General features: G+C 40.8%; 18 protein-coding genes and 1 other annotated feature. Of the genes, 10 read left to right on the top strand and 8 right to left on the bottom strand.

Annotation, left to right across the window (positions count from 1 at the left end):
* Positions 1-19: 19 nt before the first annotated feature.
* Complete coding sequence (locus NKR21_RS14760; RefSeq protein WP_144455520.1) at positions 20-652, bottom strand: GNAT family N-acetyltransferase; 633 nt, start codon at positions 650-652, stop codon at positions 20-22.
* A gap of 155 nt (positions 653-807) precedes the next feature.
* Here NKR21_RS14760 and acsA point away from each other — a divergent pair, with 155 nt between their 5' ends.
* On the top strand, positions 808-2,532 hold the full coding sequence (gene acsA / locus NKR21_RS14755) for an acetate--CoA ligase (RefSeq protein WP_119125240.1): 1,725 nt from the start codon (positions 808-810) through the stop codon (positions 2,530-2,532).
* Between the two features lie 58 nt (positions 2,533-2,590).
* Positions 2,591-2,829 (top strand) — a binding site (T-box leader).
* A 51-nt stretch (positions 2,830-2,880) separates the two neighbouring features.
* On the top strand, positions 2,881-4,149 hold the full coding sequence (tyrS, locus tag NKR21_RS14750; RefSeq protein ID WP_088003573.1) for a tyrosine--tRNA ligase: 1,269 nt from the start codon (positions 2,881-2,883) through the stop codon (positions 4,147-4,149).
* A 114-nt stretch (positions 4,150-4,263) separates the two neighbouring features.
* On the opposite strand, the gene NKR21_RS14745 is transcribed toward tyrS, so the two are convergent.
* Complete coding sequence (locus tag NKR21_RS14745) at positions 4,264-4,620, bottom strand: antibiotic biosynthesis monooxygenase family protein (RefSeq protein WP_144455522.1); 357 nt, start codon at positions 4,618-4,620, stop codon at positions 4,264-4,266.
* Positions 4,621-4,886: 266 nt separating this feature from the next.
* Between NKR21_RS14745 and NKR21_RS14740 the strand changes: the two genes are divergently transcribed.
* The 3 genes from NKR21_RS14740 to NKR21_RS14730 all read left to right on the top strand — a co-directional run bounded on the left by NKR21_RS14740 (position 4,887) and on the right by NKR21_RS14730 (position 6,381).
* Complete coding sequence (locus NKR21_RS14740) at positions 4,887-5,465, top strand: esterase/lipase family protein (protein ID WP_236832329.1); 579 nt, start codon at positions 4,887-4,889, stop codon at positions 5,463-5,465.
* A gap of 83 nt (positions 5,466-5,548) precedes the next feature.
* A complete protein-coding gene (locus NKR21_RS14735; protein WP_088003585.1) occupies positions 5,549-5,746 on the top strand; it encodes a hypothetical protein in 198 nt (65 codons plus the stop codon).
* 71 nt (positions 5,747-5,817) lie between these two features.
* Positions 5,818-6,381, top strand: coding sequence for a cysteine hydrolase family protein (locus NKR21_RS14730; RefSeq protein ID WP_119125236.1), 564 nt, complete (start codon positions 5,818-5,820; stop codon positions 6,379-6,381).
* A gap of 42 nt (positions 6,382-6,423) precedes the next feature.
* Here the strand turns inward: NKR21_RS14730 and NKR21_RS14725 are convergent, their stop codons facing one another.
* The 3 genes from NKR21_RS14725 to NKR21_RS14715 all read right to left on the bottom strand — a co-directional run bounded on the left by NKR21_RS14725 (position 6,424) and on the right by NKR21_RS14715 (position 8,583).
* Positions 6,424-6,981 (bottom strand): hypothetical protein, encoded by a 558-nt coding sequence (locus tag NKR21_RS14725; protein ID WP_041815836.1) that lies wholly within the window; start codon positions 6,979-6,981, stop codon positions 6,424-6,426.
* A 203-nt stretch (positions 6,982-7,184) separates the two neighbouring features.
* Positions 7,185-7,787 (bottom strand): 30S ribosomal protein S4, encoded by a 603-nt coding sequence (gene rpsD, locus NKR21_RS14720; protein ID WP_012010904.1) that lies wholly within the window; start codon positions 7,785-7,787, stop codon positions 7,185-7,187.
* Positions 7,788-8,085: 298 nt separating this feature from the next.
* Positions 8,086-8,583, bottom strand: a complete 498-nt coding sequence (locus tag NKR21_RS14715) for a GAF domain-containing protein (protein WP_119125235.1) — start codon at positions 8,581-8,583, stop codon at positions 8,086-8,088.
* A gap of 126 nt (positions 8,584-8,709) precedes the next feature.
* Here NKR21_RS14715 and refZ point away from each other — a divergent pair, with 126 nt between their 5' ends.
* A complete protein-coding gene (gene refZ, locus NKR21_RS14710) occupies positions 8,710-9,375 on the top strand; it encodes a forespore capture DNA-binding protein RefZ (protein ID WP_144455526.1) in 666 nt (221 codons plus the stop codon).
* Here refZ and hisJ read toward each other — a convergent pair.
* Positions 9,345-10,160 (bottom strand): histidinol-phosphatase HisJ, encoded by an 816-nt coding sequence (hisJ, locus tag NKR21_RS14705; RefSeq protein WP_144455528.1) that lies wholly within the window; start codon positions 10,158-10,160, stop codon positions 9,345-9,347. The genes refZ and hisJ overlap by 31 nt on opposite strands.
* A gap of 340 nt (positions 10,161-10,500) precedes the next feature.
* Here hisJ and ezrA point away from each other — a divergent pair, with 340 nt between their 5' ends.
* Positions 10,501-12,204 (top strand): septation ring formation regulator EzrA, encoded by a 1,704-nt coding sequence (gene ezrA, locus NKR21_RS14700; RefSeq protein WP_012010900.1) that lies wholly within the window; start codon positions 10,501-10,503, stop codon positions 12,202-12,204.
* A gap of 40 nt (positions 12,205-12,244) precedes the next feature.
* Here ezrA and brnQ (NKR21_RS14695) read toward each other — a convergent pair whose 3' ends face one another.
* Together brnQ (NKR21_RS14695) and brnQ (NKR21_RS14690) are read right to left on the bottom strand one after the other, a co-directional pair.
* Positions 12,245-13,588 carry a branched-chain amino acid transport system II carrier protein gene (brnQ, locus tag NKR21_RS14695; protein WP_144455530.1) on the bottom strand — a complete coding sequence of 448 codons (1,344 nt, stop codon included), beginning with the start codon at positions 13,586-13,588 and terminating at the stop codon, positions 12,245-12,247.
* 214 nt (positions 13,589-13,802) lie between these two features.
* On the bottom strand, positions 13,803-15,146 hold the full coding sequence (gene brnQ, locus NKR21_RS14690; RefSeq protein ID WP_144455532.1) for a branched-chain amino acid transport system II carrier protein: 1,344 nt from the start codon (positions 15,144-15,146) through the stop codon (positions 13,803-13,805).
* Between the two features lie 200 nt (positions 15,147-15,346).
* On the opposite strand from brnQ (NKR21_RS14690), the gene NKR21_RS14685 reads away from it, so the two are divergent.
* The 3 genes from NKR21_RS14685 to NKR21_RS14675 all read left to right on the top strand — a co-directional run bounded on the left by NKR21_RS14685 (position 15,347) and on the right by NKR21_RS14675 (position 18,001).
* The gene (locus NKR21_RS14685) at positions 15,347-16,489 is read left to right on the top strand and encodes a cysteine desulfurase family protein (protein WP_144455534.1); all 1,143 of its coding nucleotides are present in this window, start codon (positions 15,347-15,349) and stop codon (positions 16,487-16,489) included.
* A gap of 4 nt (positions 16,490-16,493) precedes the next feature.
* Entirely contained in the window at positions 16,494-17,699 is a 1,206-nt protein-coding gene (gene thiI, locus NKR21_RS14680) for a tRNA uracil 4-sulfurtransferase ThiI (RefSeq protein ID WP_088003606.1), read from the top strand.
* Positions 17,700-17,788: 89 nt separating this feature from the next.
* Positions 17,789-18,001: an alpha/beta-type small acid-soluble spore protein gene (locus NKR21_RS14675; RefSeq protein WP_012010896.1), complete on the top strand. Its 213-nt coding sequence runs from the start codon at positions 17,789-17,791 to the stop codon at positions 17,999-18,001.
* Positions 18,002-18,020 lie beyond the last annotated feature (19 nt).

The following is an 18,020-nucleotide window of genomic DNA, read 5'->3' as shown; positions in this document are numbered from 1 at the left end:
CAAAAAAACGAATTGAACGTTAATACATAAAGCGCTGATGGAAGCGAAGACGATCGAAACGCTCAATCGAATCAGGACTCACATTTTTCCCGATTCTGGCCATTAAACAATTGGCTGGATGTGAGCTGATCTCTGGCTCGTCTGTTGCAAACCAAACAAGACCGCCTGCGTTCATCATTTTCTCCATCATCTTGCGGTACTCCCACACGTTTTTCTTTGTCCCCTTTAAATCCCAATGCCAGTAATATTCAGTTGTAATGACGATATAATTCTCCATTTGCTCATCCATCATGCTCACATCAAGTAAATGCTTGCCAAGTGAGCAGCCTCTAAATGGAGGAGCGACCTCAATCGCGCCAAGCTCGATTAAATTGTCCATGTTGCCCTCTGACCAGCGCTCAAGCGGATCAGGATATAAATACGTGACATAGCCGACAACAAGCTCATCCACTCGTGCAATGATAATACGTCCTTCTGGAAGGTCTGCTATTTCAACAAGTGCTTGTTTCTGTTCCTCTGGCGTGCGAAATGCCGTTAGTCCTTCATGAAACGTATAGTTCGCAAGCTCTGATGCAGGTACCGGACCTTCAATAAGGACGGAACCTGTTTCTCGCTCAATGATTTTTGAATAATAAGTTTTAGGATGCTCCACGTATCCACCGCCTCAAATTCTAGTGAGTCGTCTCTATTTTATCTTAAAACCTGCAAGAATTAAAACGGTTTCACAATAAGTTTTTTAAAAATTGAGAAAAAAAGTCATCTATACTATAATGGTCATTGTAAACGTATGCAAAGGGGGACTGTTTGATGAAAGTGGAAACGCTACCATCAGTAAAAGGGGACTATCATTTAAATGATTATGAGCAGGCATACAAAGAATTTTCATGGGAAGAAGCAAGAAAAAACTTCTCATGGTATGAAACAGGAAACATAAATGCAGCCTATGAAGCGATTGACAGACATGCGGACTCGTTTCGCAAGAACAAGGTGGCGCTTCACTACAAAGATTCACAGCGGGATGAAAAGTATACGTTCAGAGACATGAAAATCAACACAAATAAAGCGGGCAATCTGTTCAGAGAAAAGGCGCATGTGCAAAAAGGGGATCGCATATTTATTTTTATGCCTAGATCACCTGAGCTCTATTTTCTTCTGCTTGGCGCCGTTAAAATTGGTGCGATCGTTGGTCCGTTATTTGAGGCATTTATGGAAGGTGCGGTCAAAGACCGTTTAGAAAATAGCGAGGCGAAGGTCATTGTGACAACGCCGGATCTGCTTGAACGAATTCCATTTGCAGAGCTTCCGAAACTTGAATCTGTTATTATTGTTGGCGGTGATAAGGAAGATATCGATGGTGTTCGGACAATCCATTATGAAGAAGCTTTTGAGCAGGCGGCGAAGGACCTTGAAATCGAATGGATGGATGAAAAAGACGGCTTTCTGCTTCATTACACGTCAGGGTCGACAGGTACGCCAAAAGGTGTGCTACATGTCCATGGTGCAATGGTGCAGCAGGATCAGACCGGTAAATGGGTGCTTGATCTGAAGGAAGATGACGTCTACTGGTGTACAGCTGACCCGGGCTGGGTAACAGGCACAGTGTACGGCATTTTTTCACCGTGGTTAAATGGGGCGACGAATGTCATTTTGGGCGGCAGATTTAATCCTGATACGTGGTATGAAACGATTGAATCACTAGGTGTGACCGTTTGGTATAGTGCACCGACCGCCTTTAGAATGCTAATGGGGGCAGGAGATGACCTCATTCAAAAATATGATCTCAGCTCGCTTCGTCATGTGTTAAGTGTAGGTGAGCCTCTGAATCCAGAAGTTATACGCTGGGGAGACGCTGTATTTGGCAAACGAATTCATGACACTTGGTGGATGACGGAAACCGGTGCACAGCTGATTTGTAATTATCCATGTATGGACATTAAACCAGGTTCAATGGGGAAACCGATTCCAGGCGTAGAAGCTGCGATTGTGGATAATGCCGGAAATGAACTTCCGCCATATCGGATGGGCAACCTCGCCATCAAAAAAGGCTGGCCGTCTATGATGCATACGATCTGGAACAATCCTGAAAAATATGAATCTTACTTTATGCCGGGAGATTGGTATGTTTCAGGAGATTCAGCTTATATGGACGAAGACGGATACTTTTGGTTCCAGGGACGTGTCGATGATGTGATCATGACATCAGGAGAGCGGGTTGGTCCTTTTGAGGTGGAAAGCAAATTGGTTGAACATCCGGCGATTGCAGAGGCTGGCGTCATTGGGAAACCAGATCCGGTCCGCGGGGAAATTATTAAAGCATTCATTGCGCTTAGAAGCGGATATGAGCCGACAGATGAACTCAAGGAAGAGATTCGTACGTTTGTGAAAAAAGGACTCGCTGCACATGCGGCACCGAGAGAAATCGAGTTTAAAGACAAACTGCCTAAAACGCGAAGCGGAAAAATTATGAGACGTGTGCTAAAGGCGTGGGAACTGAATTTACCAGCTGGCGACCTATCGACAATGGAAGATTAATTTTTTCATCAGTTGACTTGATATCAAAAATATGTTTAAAATGACATTAGTTGAATATATAAAGGTTTTGACTGAGATTCAGTAGAATCATCTTTCCCTGTCCAAGAGAGCTGACGGTTGGTGCGAGTCAGTACAAAGAGATATTCGAATTACCCTCACGAACCGCTTTTATGAAAAGGAGCATGCATGCTGTCCTGATTAGTGAAAGAACGGATCTGTCCGTTATCAGTGTAAGTGAAAAGACGTGATGCATTGTCTTTTAAGCAGGGTGGTACCGCGATATATATCGTCCCTTCGTTCATTCGAAGGGGCGTTTTTATGTTGAATTGTAAAAAAGGAGAATGAGATATGAGTCAATTGATGGAAGAGTTATCGTTTAGAGGATTAATTCAGCAACAAACAGATGAAGAAGGTTTAACTAAATTATTAGCAGAAGAAAAAATCAAGCTTTACTCCGGCTTTGACCCGACAGCGGACAGCTTACACATTGGTCACCTATTACCAATTTTAACATTACGCAGATTCCAGGAAGCAGGCCATCACCCGATTGCTCTTGTTGGCGGGGCAACTGGACTAATCGGCGACCCTAGCTTCAAAAAAGCAGAACGTTCACTAAACCCAGCAGAAATTGTTGAACAGTGGTCAGATAAAATCAAAGGACAGCTTTCTCAATTTCTTGATTTTGAAGCAGGTGAGAACCCAGCCGTTATCGTGAATAACTACGACTGGATCAGCCAAATGAATGTGATCACGTTCCTTCGTGATATTGGAAAAAACTTTGGTGTGAACTTCATGCTGGCAAAAGATATCGTCAGCTCTCGGATTGAAACAGGCATTTCGTACACAGAGTTCAGCTACGTCATCCTGCAATCTTTAGACTTCTTAAATCTTTACAGAAATGAAAACTGTAAGCTGCAAATTGGTGGAAGCGACCAGTGGGGAAATATCACATCTGGACTTGAGCTGATCCGTAAGTCTGAAGCAGAAGGGGCAAAAGCATTCGGTTTAACGATGCCGCTTGTCACGAAAGCAGACGGTACGAAGTTTGGTAAAACAGAAGGCGGCGCCATCTGGTTAGATAAAGAAAAAACATCTCCATATGAGTTCTACCAATTCTGGATCAACACAGATGACCGTGACGTCGTGAAATACTTAAAATACTTTACGTTCTTATCGAAAGAAGAGATCGCATCGTACGAAGAAAAAGTGCAAACAGCACCTGAAAAACGTGAAGCACAGCGCCGTCTAGCAGAGGAAGTCACGACACTCGTACATGGCCGTGAATCACTAGAACAGGCAGTCAACATCTCAAATGCACTATTCAAAGGTGAGATTAAATCTCTTTCAGCCGAAGAAGTCAAAGTAGGCTTTAAAGATGTACCATCAATGGAGAAAAGCAGCACAGAAGAATTAACACTTGTTGATCTTCTTGTGGAATCAAAGCTGTCACCATCAAAACGCCAAGCACGTGAAGACATCACAAATGGCGCAGTTTCTATCAACGGAGAGAGACAAACCGATAAAGACTACGTCCTTTCAGCTGAAGATAGAATTGAAAACCAATTTACCGTCTTAAGAAGAGGGAAAAAGAAATATTTCCTTGTGACGTATAAATAAATCCTTATGAAACAGTAAGATCCATGAAAAGCACCTCAAATGTTCGTATACATTGAGGTGCTTTTCTTTTTATATTTAGAAGTAGGAATCAAGCTTTTACAGAGCGGTTTTCTCTCATTTGTCTGCTTCTTGTTCAAGAAGTGAATCTTCGTTTGTATAAGCATGTTCTACCTTACAAATTCGGGTTGTATAGGCTTCATACCAATCCTTTTTCCCTTTTTTTTGAACACGCTGATGTGCTGTATGTGCTTTCCATTCTTTGATGGCTGCTAATGAATTCCAGTAAGAAACAGTGATTCCAACGCCATGTTCATCTCTTACACTTTCTATTCCAAGAAAGCCGTCTAGTTCTTTCGCTAATTCTTCCATTTTTTGAGCAGCCGCAGCGTATTCCTTCTGCTCGACATTTGTTCGTTTTGATGTGAAAATCACGGCATAATAAGGTGTTGCAGGTGTTTGAGTAAATAACATCTAGTAGAACCTCCTTTTGTCTTTCATATTATATATGAAAGAAAGTCTCGTAGTCTTTTTGTTTTAATTTAAAAAAGTCCAAGGTGCTTTATGATTATTTATATTTCTGTAAAATCATCTCATAAACATTACCTTGTTCACTTTTCTGACATATTTTTCTTGTATAAAATAGAGTCGAATAAGATGAATAAGGGGGAATGAAAGTGTCGTTATTGATGAAAAGGAGTTTACAGATTCTCGTTGCATTTGCATTGGTGATTGGTTCAATGGCTTTTATCCAGCCTAAAGAGGTGAAGGCGGCTGAGCATAATCCAGTGGTGATGGTACATGGTATTGGAGGAGCGTCTTATAACTTTGCTTCGATTAAAAGTTATTTGGTTGGACAAGGCTGGGATCGAAACCAATTATTTGCTATCGATTTCATAGACAAAACAGGGAATAACCGCAACAATGGTCCTCGTTTATCTAGATTCGTCAAAGATGTGCTAGACAAAACGGGTGCCAAAAAAGTAGATATTGTGGCGCATAGTATGGGCGGGGCGAACACGCTATACTATATTAAGAATCTAGATGGCGGCGATAAAATTGAAAACGTCGTCACCATTGGTGGAGCAAACGGACTCGTTTCAAGCAGAGCATTACCAGGAACAGATCCAAATCAAAAAATTCTTTACACATCTGTTTATAGCTCAGCCGATTTGATTGTCGTCAACAGCCTTTCGCGTTTAATTGGCGCAAGAAATGTCCTGATCCACGGCGTTGGCCATATCGGTCTATTAACCTCAAGCCAAGTGAAAGGGTATATTAAAGAAGGACTAAACGGTGGAGGACAGAATACGAATTAAAAATGAAAAAGACAGCGACTTGTGCTGTCTTTTTTGATGTCATCGCTATATGGCAGCTACTAATTGGTTAAGGAGGCAACACGTTGACACACAGACTCAAGCAATATTTCTTCGGATACTATCTCTATTTTCCATGCTCATTTCTCATCATCTATTTCATTTGGATGAAGTTCGTCAAATCAGTTCAAATAGGTGAGGTGCTGTCTAATTGTACATCGATTCTCGGTATCTATTACATCATCGCTAGTGTGTGGTTCGTCTTTTTGATGAAAAAGCAGTAAAAGCATGTACAAAAGAATCACCATTCCTTACACTACATGTAGTGAATAAGAATCTTTGGAGGTGAGCGTTTGTGCAAACGAGTCAAAAGGCTTTGATCATTGTTGATGTACAGAAGGCGTTCGAGCATGAAAAGTGGGGCGAACGAAATAATTTAGAGGCAGAGAATAATATCAGCCAGTTATTGAGGTTTTGGAGAGAGAAAGGCTGGAAAGTCATTCATATTCAGCATACAGCCGACAATCCAGACTCTTTGTTTCATCCGGCAAATGAAGGACATCTGTTCAAAGATATTGCCAGACCGTTAGAGGAAGAAACGGTGATCCAAAAGAAAGTGAATAGCAGCTTCATTGGTACGAACTTGGAAGAACAACTAAGATCAAACCATATGGACACGGTCGTGATCGCAGGGCTCACAACACCGCATTGTGTATCCACAACCACAAGAATGAGCGGAAATCTTGGCTTTGATACGTATCTGATTTCGGACGCAACAGCAGCCTTTGGGCTAACAGATCAAACCGGTACATATTTTGACCCAGAAACAATCCATCGGCTCTCGCTTGCCACACTCCATGAGGAATTTGCGACTGTGCTGACAACAGAGCAACTCCTCACAAATTGGGCAAAATCATAATTGAACGTTAAAAAGCTCCTAGAAAAATATCTAGGAGCTTTTTTATGCCAAATCAGATGTGTCCAGTGATTGTTCTCGTTTTTTTCTTGAGTAAATGAGATCAATCTCAATAAATATAAAGCTGACAAAGAAAGATAAAATCAATATACCGTAATCACCTATCGATACATTCACTAGGTTAATGTGAAGCACATACTTGATAGAGAAATGTAAAACAATCCAAGAACTGATCCATTCCAAAGCATAAGTGAGCCATGTAGGGAACTTAAGTAAATAAGCTAGCCCTTTGCCTACGAATAGAAGAATAGGAGACCAAAAAACGACGATGACACTCACGAATAATGAGAACGAAATCAAAGAAAAAAATGAATCATACGTAATTTGTTCTCCAAAAAGAAAATTTACGCCTAAAGAGACGATGTATAGCACACCAGTTGAAACTGCGATCACAAAGCAGAGAGAAAAAAAGAGCAGGAAGATAAACAGACTTGCAGCAAATCTATTTGGCGGTTCATCGATGATTTGTTTTTTTCTTAAAATTGAATAGGCGATAACAGCTAGCGCTAAGAGTAAGAATATAATGATTGTGATACTATACAAGGAACTCCTCCATTTAAGTACTATAGAAGACCATCCGCTTGGATATGTCATCCATCACCATTCTATCAATATTTCCCTATATTTGTATACGGTGATTTGGAGAGGTTGTATTAGAAAAAAGAATGCAAACAAAAAACCCTAGACCATCTTGAACAATCAAGGGATCTAGGGTTTGTTTGCTCTCTCTTAGAGAAGTAATGAAATTAACGAGAGTAGAACTCAACGATTAGTTGTTCGCTGATTTCAGGCGCTAATTCAGAACGCTCTGGAAGACGAGTGAAAGTTCCTTCAAGCTTTTCAGCATCGAAAGTAAGGTATTCAGGAACGAAGCTGTTCACTTCAACTGATTCTTTCACAACTGCAAGGTTTTGAGATTTCTCACGAAGAGCAATCGTTTGACCTGGTTTCACAGAGAATGATGGGATGTCTACACGGCTTCCATCAACAAGGATGTGGCCATGGTTAACTAGCTGACGAGCTTGGCGACGAGTACGCGCAAGGCCAAGACGGTATACTAGGTTGTCAAGGCGAGTTTCAAGAAGAATCATGAAGTTTTCACCTTGTTTACCAGGAAGTTTAGCAGCTTTGTCAAATAGTGTACGGAATTGACGTTCGTTGACACCGTACATGTGACGAAGCTTTTGCTTCTCTTGTAATTGTAAACCGTATTCAGATAGTTTTTTGCGTTGTCCTGGACCATGTGGGCCTGGAGCGTAAGGGCGTTTTTCAAGTTCCTTACCTGTTCCGCTTAATGAAATGCCTAAACGGCGGGAAATCTTCCAACTTGGACCTGTATAGCGAGCCATAATGTGACTCCTCCTTATTTGTTTTTATTTGTGAAAAATAAAAACCGTCTGTTCTTTGTCTTTTCCGTCATTATGTTTTCATGCATCCTCGCTCCAGCAGCAGGGAGTTACAAGATGCACCTTCATATAGAAGGAACAAAATGATACAAAAAAGCCGAACAAAAAGGCTGCCATATTTCACACAAACTCTATTATATGACGCTGGATAGGAGAAGTCAACCTATTTAGGGGCAATGGCGATGCTTCGCGTCTGCGAAGAAAAATAAAAAGCAGACAATGCGCCTGCTTTTTTGTGAGATTATGCATTTGTAGAGGAGGATAACGCCTTTTGGAGTACCTCGGTCAATTGAATTAAGTAGGTTTCATCTACTTCACTGAAACGGTCTTTCACAGGGCTGTCAATGTCGAGAACCCCAATGATCTCTCCATTTACTTTGAGCGGAACGACAATTTCAGATTGTGATGCTGCATCACATGCGATATGTCCAGGGAATGCGTGCACATCAGCGATACGCTGGACTTCACCTGTTGCAAAGGCAGTACCGCAAACGCCTTTCCCAGATGGAATACGCACACATGCAGGCAGTCCGTTAAACGGTCCGAGAACAAGCTCATCGCCTTTAGCCAAATAAAATCCTGCCCAATTGACCTCTGGGAGTGAATGGTACAATAGCGCCGCCGCATTTGCTAGGTTAGCAATTAGATCAGGCTCACCATCTGTAATGGCTTCGACCTGTTTAACGAGCAATTGATAGTCTTTTGATGGATCGCCAGACTGTTTTTCGACATGAAACATGAAAATCTCCTACTTTCTATCTCAAAAATACATAACTTGCGTCTCACATGTGGGATTTGTCGAGCAATAGTAAAAGGAACTTCCGCCTTCATCTTGAAGTATGTACTCATGAAGAGGGGTGAGCGGATGAAAACATCAACAACCGTGCAAACAAAAGATCGTATTATTGAAGCTGCCATCAGACTTTTTAACCAAAAAGGATTTTCTGGAACCTCTGTCCGTGAGATTGCGAAGGAAGCAAACGTCAACGTTGCCCACATTTCTTATTACTTTCAAGGAAAAGGAGGGCTGCTTGAGCAACTCGTATCCGAATTTTATGAAGGCTATATTCACATGATTGAATCACATATCCATCACATGGAAACTCGTCATGCAAAAGAATGCTTATTACATGTGGTTTTTGATATTTTATCTTATCAGCACAAGCACCGTCAATTAACCCGTTTCGTTTATCGAGAGGTGACGATTGATTCGACGCTTATTAGAGAAATTATGTCGACCTATTTAACGAAAGAAAAATATTTGTTTCAGCTCATCATTGAAAAAGGAAAAATCACCCATGTGATTTGTGAGCAGCTCTCCATCTCATCTTTTATGATTCAGTTGAAATCACTACTCATGATGCCCTATTTACAGCCGCAATATTTAATGGAGGTGCTTTACTTAAATCCAAATGAGCCTTATTTCTATCAAACATATTTTAAGGAGCTGAGCCGCTCTCTTCATCATTTACTAGTACCAAAAAAGCCGGCGTTAGATTCTCATTTAAAACTCATGATGTCTTCGAATTGATCATAAGCATATCCGAGATCTTCCGCTTGATGGGCATCAGACCCAAATATAAGCGGAATTTTTTTCTGTTTTGCAAGATCAATCATCCATTGATCTAAATAGATACTTCTGGCATATGTTTTACGAAGACCTGATGTATTAAAATCTAAGGACATGCCTTTTTTTGCCGTTTCTTCAAGACAAAGGGTAACCTTTTGACAAAGTGTAGGTGTCATTTCAAATGGGAAAAGCTGTTTGAATTTCTGCACAAGGGTGATATGACCGATTCTATTTGGCTTATAGCGACCTAAAGATGATAGAATAGAAGAATGAATTTGGTCATAGTAGCTTTGATAGACCTGTTCGATGCTGCCATAGAGGCTTACTAGCTGCTGGAAGGCATGCTCGTCAAAATCAAGGCAAATATAATCATCGCCAGCAGGAAGAAAGTGAACAGACAAAATGCTATCGTCTAGTTCTGGACCATAGCAGTCTAAAAAGGCACTTGTTTCCTCTTCATACTCTTTGATATAGTCAACCTCAAGCCCAGTTTTTACTATTAATTGTCCTTTGTATTCCTGTTTCAGCTGATCCAATTTCGTTATATACGATTCCAGTTCTTGGAGCTTCATGGCACTATCCTGCGCTGGTGTTGGATCATGGAACGATGGAGGCAGAGGGGCATGCTCAGTAAAGGTTATGGAATCAAATCCCTTTTTGATGGCTTTTTCAATATAAGAATGAAAAGAATCAGGCGTGCCGTGCGGACAAAACGATGTATGTAGATGTGCATCTTGCTTCAGCATGTCATCACCTCTTGTCGATATTTTGAAAAACGTCATGTTTATCAGTGAAAATAATGAAAAATCATGACCAAAAATGCTGGTTACATGGTATCATAATAACAATGAAAACGACAGCTTCCGCATACATAAAAGCAGGTCACATGAATACGTGTGATCAAATGATAGAAAGCGCTCAAATGCTTTCTTGAAAAACATACATAAAACCGTGAATGGATGGTATTGGAAAACATACGATCCTGTTTATAAAAAGACAAATGCAAAGCGGACACGAAAGGGTTCTCAGGTCTACTCGGGACACTTTTACCCTGACATCACTTAGATCACAACAAGGGGGCTCATTATGGAGTTTATCATCGGTTTAATTGTCATTTTGCTTGCTTTGTTTTCAGTCGGTTATTTTCTCAGAAAAAATATATATAAAGAGATTGATCGATTGGAAGCATGGAAAATTGAAATTTTAAACAGATCAATTGTAGAAGAAATTTCAAAAATCAAACACTTAAAAATGACCGGAGAAACAGAGCAATTTTTTGAAAGGTGGCGTGCAGAGTGGGACGATATCGTCACAGCCCATCTTCCAAAGGTAGAGGAGCTATTATATGACGCAGAAGAGTATTCTGATAAATATCGATTCTCCAAAGCCAAGCAGGTTCTAACTCATATTGAGGACTTGCTGAGTGCTGCTGATTCGAACATCGAAGACATTTTAAAAGAAATTGCAGACCTTGTCACAAGCGAGGAGCAAAATCGCAAGGACATTGAAAAGGTCAAAGAGCAATACCAAACGGTTCGAAAAAATCTGCTTGCGTATAGCCATTTATATGGCACCCTTTATGACAAAATGGAGCAGGACTTAGATGAGGCCTGGGAAGGGATTAAGCAGTACGAGGAAGAAACAGAAAACGGAAACTACATGAAAGCAAGAAAGATATTGCTTGAGCAAGACCGCAGACTCGACCAGCTTCAACTATATATCAATGATGTACCAAAGCTTATTGCAGACTGCAAACAAACCGTACCAGGTCAGCTGACGAAGCTGAAAGACGGATATCAAGAAATGTCGGAAAAAGGCTACAAGCTGGAGCACATCCAGATCACGAAAGAGCTGGAGACTTTAAACAAACAGCTTGCGAGAGCGGAAAAATTGCTCATTGATGAACTCAATTTAGAAGAGGCATCAAGCATTCTGCAAATGATCGATGATGCGATTGAGACGCTGTATGATCAGCTGGAGGCGGAAGTAGAGGCAGGTCAGGAAATCAAAAGCAGAATGCCTGAGCTCACAGAAGCATTCGAAAAGCTTGAGCAAGATCACACACAAACAAAGGCAGAAACGGCTCTTGTAAAAGAAAGCTACAAGCTGACAGCAGGAGAGCTCGATCAACAGAAAGCCTTCGAAAAACGTTTAGAAGAAATTGAAAAGCTGATGAAACAAATCCGTGAGAAGCTTGATCGTGATCACGTGGCATATTCATTACTAATGGATGAAATTAATCAGCTGGAGACCTTTATCGAAGATGCAAAAGCATTGCATGACACATTTAAAGGTCATCTCCAATCATTAAGAAAAGAAGAATTACAAGCGAGGGAAACACTGGCTGAGCTTAAAACGATGCTGACAGATACAGTACGTCAGCTACATAAAAGCAATATTCCAGGTGTACCTGCTGAGATGAAAGAGCGGGCTGAAAAAGCGCAGGAGATGATTCATCAAGTGCACGAGCAGCTGGAAAACCTGCCGCTCAACATGCCAGCAGTAAATCAACAATTAAAAGAAGCCTCTGACACAGTCAGAAATGTTGTGGATGAGACAGAAGAAATGCTTAGTAAAGTGGATCAAATTGAACGAATCATTCAATATGGTAATCGCTTTAGAAGTCAAAACCATATTCTTTCAGAACAATTAAAAGAGGCGGAACGAAGATTTTATGCTTATGATTACAACGGATCATTTGACATAGCGGCAGCAGCTGTTGAAAAAGCATCACCAGGTGCTGTACAAAAGCTATTAGCTCAGCAAGAAAAAGAGTATCAGCATCAATAAAAAAGCTGAAGTCCATTTACAGGACTTCAGCTTTTTTCTGTTAAGATGCTTGTTTCTCCCGCTTTTGGGAAGCAGGAGAAGTGAAGAGAGAAAGAATGAACCCAATGACCACTCCGAAAATAGCAGGAACAACCCAACCAATACCAAGGTCATATAAAGGTAATATCGTTTGGAAGAGATCCTCCACTGGTCCAATCGGGAGTTTCGCTGCTACTAAGCCGTCAAACAAACTGACGCAGCCTGTTAAAATCAAAGTAAGGACGTAAACAGGTCTTCTTTGACCAATCCATCTATCTGCTAGCGACAAAACAATGATGACAATCGCTAGTGGGTAAATGGCAGTTAAAACTGGGACAGAGAAAGCAATAATATGAGCAAGTCCAAAATTTGAAATGATAAAACTGAATAATGTCACGAGTGTAACGACCATTTTATAAGAAAGTTTAGGTAATAAATTCGAGAAATACTCTCCGCATGATGTAACGAGACCGATACTTGTCGTTAAACAAGCCACCGTAATCGCAGCACCCAACACAATATTTCCTAAGCTGCCAAATAAGAATTGAGAAGACTGAGCCAAGATTTTACTACCATCTCCAACAAAACCAATGGCATGTGTACTTGAAGCGCCTAAATAAGCAAGAGATAGATAAACAAATGTTAATCCGCAAGCTGCAATCAGACCCGCTTTGATACAAGCAGATGTCAGTGCCTTTTTACTTGTCACACCGCGTCCTTTAATGGCGTTGATGACAACAACCCCAAACACTATAGAAGCAAGAGCATCCATGGTTTTATAGCCCTCTAAAAATCCTTTAAAAAATGATCCGTTGCTATAGGATACATCAGGTGTGCCAATAACGCCCATCGGCGTTAAAATGGCTTTGACAATAATGATAAAAATAATCGTAAATTTAATCGGTGTTAACACTTTTCCTACACGGTCTACAATCTTCGTTGGATTTAGAGCAAGATAATACGTAATACCAAAAAAGACAAGTGTGAATAAAAGAAGTGAGAGCCAAGCTGGTACACTTGCTAAAAAGGGTAATGCACCAATTTCATATGAAACCGTTCCTGTACGAGGAATAGCGAAAAGTGGCCCAATAGATAAATATAAAATGACGGTAAACGCTGTTCCAAAAGCTGGGTGAGCTTTATCAGCTAATCCTTTCGCATCTCGACCAGTCAGAGCGATTGCAATAATCCCTAGAAGAGGTAAACCGACACCTGTTAATAAAAATCCGCCCATTGCTTTCCACACATTTTGCCCAGCATATTGCCCAAGCTCTGGTGGATAAATCATATTACCGGCGCCGAAGAATAGAGCAAACAGCATAAAACCTATGATAACCGTATCTTTCGTCGACAAAGTTGCCTTCATTGCATTTAAAGCCTCCATTATTATGTTGAAATATTCTGTTAATTAGTTGCTAGGTAACCGTTCATCATTAACAATCACTAATTATAAAGGATGTACGCCTGATGTCAACATGTGTTTTCGTACAAAAGTCATGAATTTTTCTATTTTAGTATATGGAGAACAATAAAAAAACATCCCCCTCCAATGGAGAAGGGGATGTTTTGGCTTGCAATGATTATGAGGCAAGCTGCTTGGGCGGGCTGGTAAACATGGAAATAAGTAAACCAACGATAGCACCGATAATAGCTGGTATGATCCAGCCAATGCCTAAATCGTAAAACGGAACAATTGATTTCAAGATGCCAGGCAATCCGCCTAGATTCACTTCGGCAGCTAATAATCCATCAATGATGGCAAAGAAACCAGTAAATATGAGAGAAACGATATAAATGATTCTTCTGCCATTAATCCAGCGATCAAGGAATGACAATAAAATAATAACAATAGCTAGTGGATAGATCGTCACAAGAACTGGAACAGATAGAGAGATAATTTGTGCCAGTCCAAGGTTTGCAACCAGTGTACTAAATAAAGAAACGATCAGAACGACTGTGCGATAAGACAGGCTAGGGAAGAGCTTTGAAAAATATTCTCCACAAGATGAAATAAGTCCAACACTAGTCGTTAAACAAGCGAATAAAATGGCTGCGCCAAGAACAATGTTACCAGCAGAACCGAATAAAAAGTTGGCAGAAAGTGAAAGCAGTTTGCCTCCTTCATTTGCTCCAACCATTCCCGTCGCATCGGGGCTTGAAGCACCCACATAAGCAAGTGAAATGTAGACTAATGCTAGCCCAACAGCTGCCACGAGTCCTGCTTTAATACAAGCTGCTGCAAGAGATTTCCGTTCCGTGATGCCTCTGTCCTTAACAGCTGTCACGACGACGATTCCAAATACGATAGAAGCGAGAGCATCCATTGTTTTATAACCTTCTAAAAATCCAGTAAAGAGCGGATTTGCCTTATAGGTTGCATCAGGAGCACCGATCATTCCCATTGGCGTAGCAATGGCTTTAATGACAATAATAGCGATAACAGTTAATAAGATCGGTGTCAAAATTTTCCCAATTCGATCAACCAGCTTTGAAGGATTTAAAGCAAGCAAGTATGAAATAGTGAAAAACACTACGGTAAAGACGAATAGTGGTATCCATGAAGTGGCTTGGGTACCTGAGAGAAATGGAGCTAATCCTATCTCATATGAAACCGTACCAGTTCGCGGGATTGCGAAAAATGGCCCGATAGATAAATACAAAATCACGGTGAAGATGGTCCCGAATTTTGGATGTGCTTTATCCGCAAGGCCCTTTGCACCGGTACCTGTAAGGGCAACTGCAATCACCCCAAGAAGCGGAAGTCCTACTCCTGTGAGTAAAAATCCACCTATGGCAAGCCATACATTTTCACCCGCATATTGTCCAAGAACAGGTGGGAAAATCATATTTCCTGCACCAAAGAATAATGCAAAAAGCATCAAACCAATGGCTAGCGTCTCTTTTATACTTAAACTATTTTTCAAAATAGTCCCTCCTTAATCAGTGTTGTGTGCCAAATTAAAATATTCTGACAATTAAAATGTTTATGTGCCATTGGCACTATGGATGATATAGTGAAAATGGAAAGTTGTCAACTGCCATTTTCAGAAAATTCTCTGTCTGACTTCATTATGGTAACATATAAATGCATTTATTTTTTAAGTTTTTTGTAAGGAGTTACAATATGATCTATCTTGATAATAGTGCAACAACCAAGCCTTATCCAGAGGTTTTACAAGTATATCAGCAAGTGAGTGAACGTTTTTTTGGGAATCCATCATCGCTTCATCAGCTCGGAATTGATGCAAGCCGGCTGCTAAATGAAACGAGAAAACAAATGCTTCACTATACAGGCTTGAAACAATATGAGATTATTTTTACTTCTGGTGCAACAGAAGCAAATAACATTGCCATTAAAGGAGCAGCTCTCGCCAAAATGAACCGGGGGAAACATATTGTGACAACAGCAATTGAACACCCCTCTGTCATCGAATCGTTTGAACAGCTAAAGGCTTTATTTGGTTTCGATATCTCCTATATCCGAGTAAATGAGCATGGCCATGCAGATATGAAACACTTAAAAGAAGTGCTTCGTCCTGATACAGTACTTGTCAGCATGATGCATGTCAATAACGAAACGGGTGCCATCCAGCCGATTGAAGAAGCTGCTGGCATGATTCGTGAGCATGCTGAAAATGCCCTATTTCATGTCGACGGGGTGCAGGGAATGTGCAGAGTAGCACTTGATAAACAGCTGGATGTGGATCTTTTGACGATATCAGGCCACAAAATTCATGGCTTAAAGGGCACAGGAGCGCTCTTTTTAAAGAAAGGTATAGTGCTTGCCCCTTTTATCACAGGAGGAGAGCAGGAATTAGGCCTGCGCTCAGGTACAGAAAACCCTGCTGGTGCTGTCAGCCTAGCAAAAGCCATGAAACAATCATTCGAACTGCAAAAAAAACATCATAATGAAATGCTCAACTTAAAAACGCAGCTACAAAAGCAGCTTGGAGAAATAGAAGGTATTGTGATCAACACACCGCTAACGCAAAGTGCGCCGCATATTGTCAATTTTTCAGTTCCAGGTATTCAAATCGAGGTCCTTCTCCATATGCTTGAAAAAGAAGGCATATATGTCTCGACAACCTCTGCCTGCTCAGCTAAGAAAAAGGAGCCGAGCCAAGTTCTCCTAGCGATGGGAAAATCGGAAGAAGCGGCAAAAAGCAGTATGAGAATCAGTTTGACGTATGGACAAGGACCAGAGCTAGCACCGCAAATCATCACATCGATCGCACAAAGTGTGAAAAAATTAAAAGGAATGAGATAACAACATGAAATATGATCATATTTTAGTCCGTTTTGGTGAAATTTCAACAAAAGGGAAAAATAGAAAGAAATTTATTGAAAAACTAAGGCAGCATATCCGGTTTGTATTGAAAGACTTTGAAGCATTAAAATATGCATCTGATAGAGACCGCATTACGATTATGCTGAACGGAGAAGACCCTGAGCCGATTTCAGAACAGCTTAAAGGTGTATTTGGCATTCAAAGCTTTAGTCTGGCGGTGAAATGTGAGACAAATCTCGATGCCATTAAAGAAGCGGCACTCACAGCGGTACAGGAAGTGTATGAACAAGGAAATACATTTAAGGTCTCAACGAAACGGTCTTATAAACAATTTGAACTTGATTCAAATGAAATGAACCGTGAAATTGGTGGACATGTGCTGAGGAATACAGAAAACTTAACGGTCAATGTCAAACAGCCGGATGTGCATTTGCGTATTGAAATAAGAGAACAGGCGACATATATTACATTTAAAGATGTCAAAGGTGCAGGCGGATTGCCGGTTGGTTCAAGCGGAAGAGCGATGCTCATGCTTTCAGGAGGCTTTGACAGCCCAGTTGCCGGCTATCAAGCGATGAAACGCGGTATTCAAATTGAGGCTGTCCATTTCTTTAGTCCCCCATATACAAGTGAACGTGCTAAGCAAAAGGTCATTGATCTGACAGAGTGCTTAGCTGCATATGGTGGCGAAATAAAACTTCACATCGTCCCTTTTACAAAAATTCAAGAGCTGATTCATAAACAAGTACCTGAAAACTATACGATGACATCAACAAGAAGAATGATGCTGAAAATTGCAGATAAAATAAGAGAGAAGCGTGATGCTCTTGCAATTATTACTGGTGAAAGCCTTGGACAAGTCGCAAGTCAAACACTTGAAAGCATGTATGCCATTAACCATGTGACCAATACACCAATCATTCGCCCGCTTATTGCGGTTGATAAGAATGATATTATTGATGAAGCGAGACGAATTGGTACTTACGAGACAAGCATTCAGCCTTTCGAGGATTGCTGCACGATCTTTACGCCGCCGTCTCCTAAAACAAAACCAAAGCTTGAGAAAGTAGAACGCTACGAAAGCTTTGCTGATTTTGAGCCAATGCTTGATGAGGCAGTGGAGCAAATCGAAACGATCATCGTCAAAAATGAGAAGAAAGCGGCAGACGAATTCGCTGATTTATTCTAAAATAAAAATTTCATAATAATTACCATAAAATCAATCGCATGAAGTCATGTGTTTCTACACATTCTATATTCACAAGGAGGTGAGAACACATGGCTCAACAAAACAGACAAAGCAGTTCTAACCAATTACTAGTACCAGGCGCTGCACAAGCAATCGACCAAATGAAGTACGAAATCGCTTCTGAATTCGGTGTAAACCTTGGTGCAGAAACAACAGCTCGCGCTAACGGATCAGTTGGTGGAGAAATCACTAAGCGTCTTGTATCTTACGCTCAACAACATATGGGTGGCGGATCTTTCTAAGACACACAATTAAAAAGCT

The sequence above is a fragment of the Bacillus sp. 1735sda2 genome (assembly GCF_024159245.1).
GTDB classification, from domain to species: domain Bacteria; phylum Bacillota; class Bacilli; order Bacillales; family Bacillaceae; genus Bacillus; species Bacillus pumilus_O.
The sequence above is the reverse complement of the archived record's forward strand: the minus strand, read 5'-3'. Positions and strand labels throughout refer to the sequence as shown.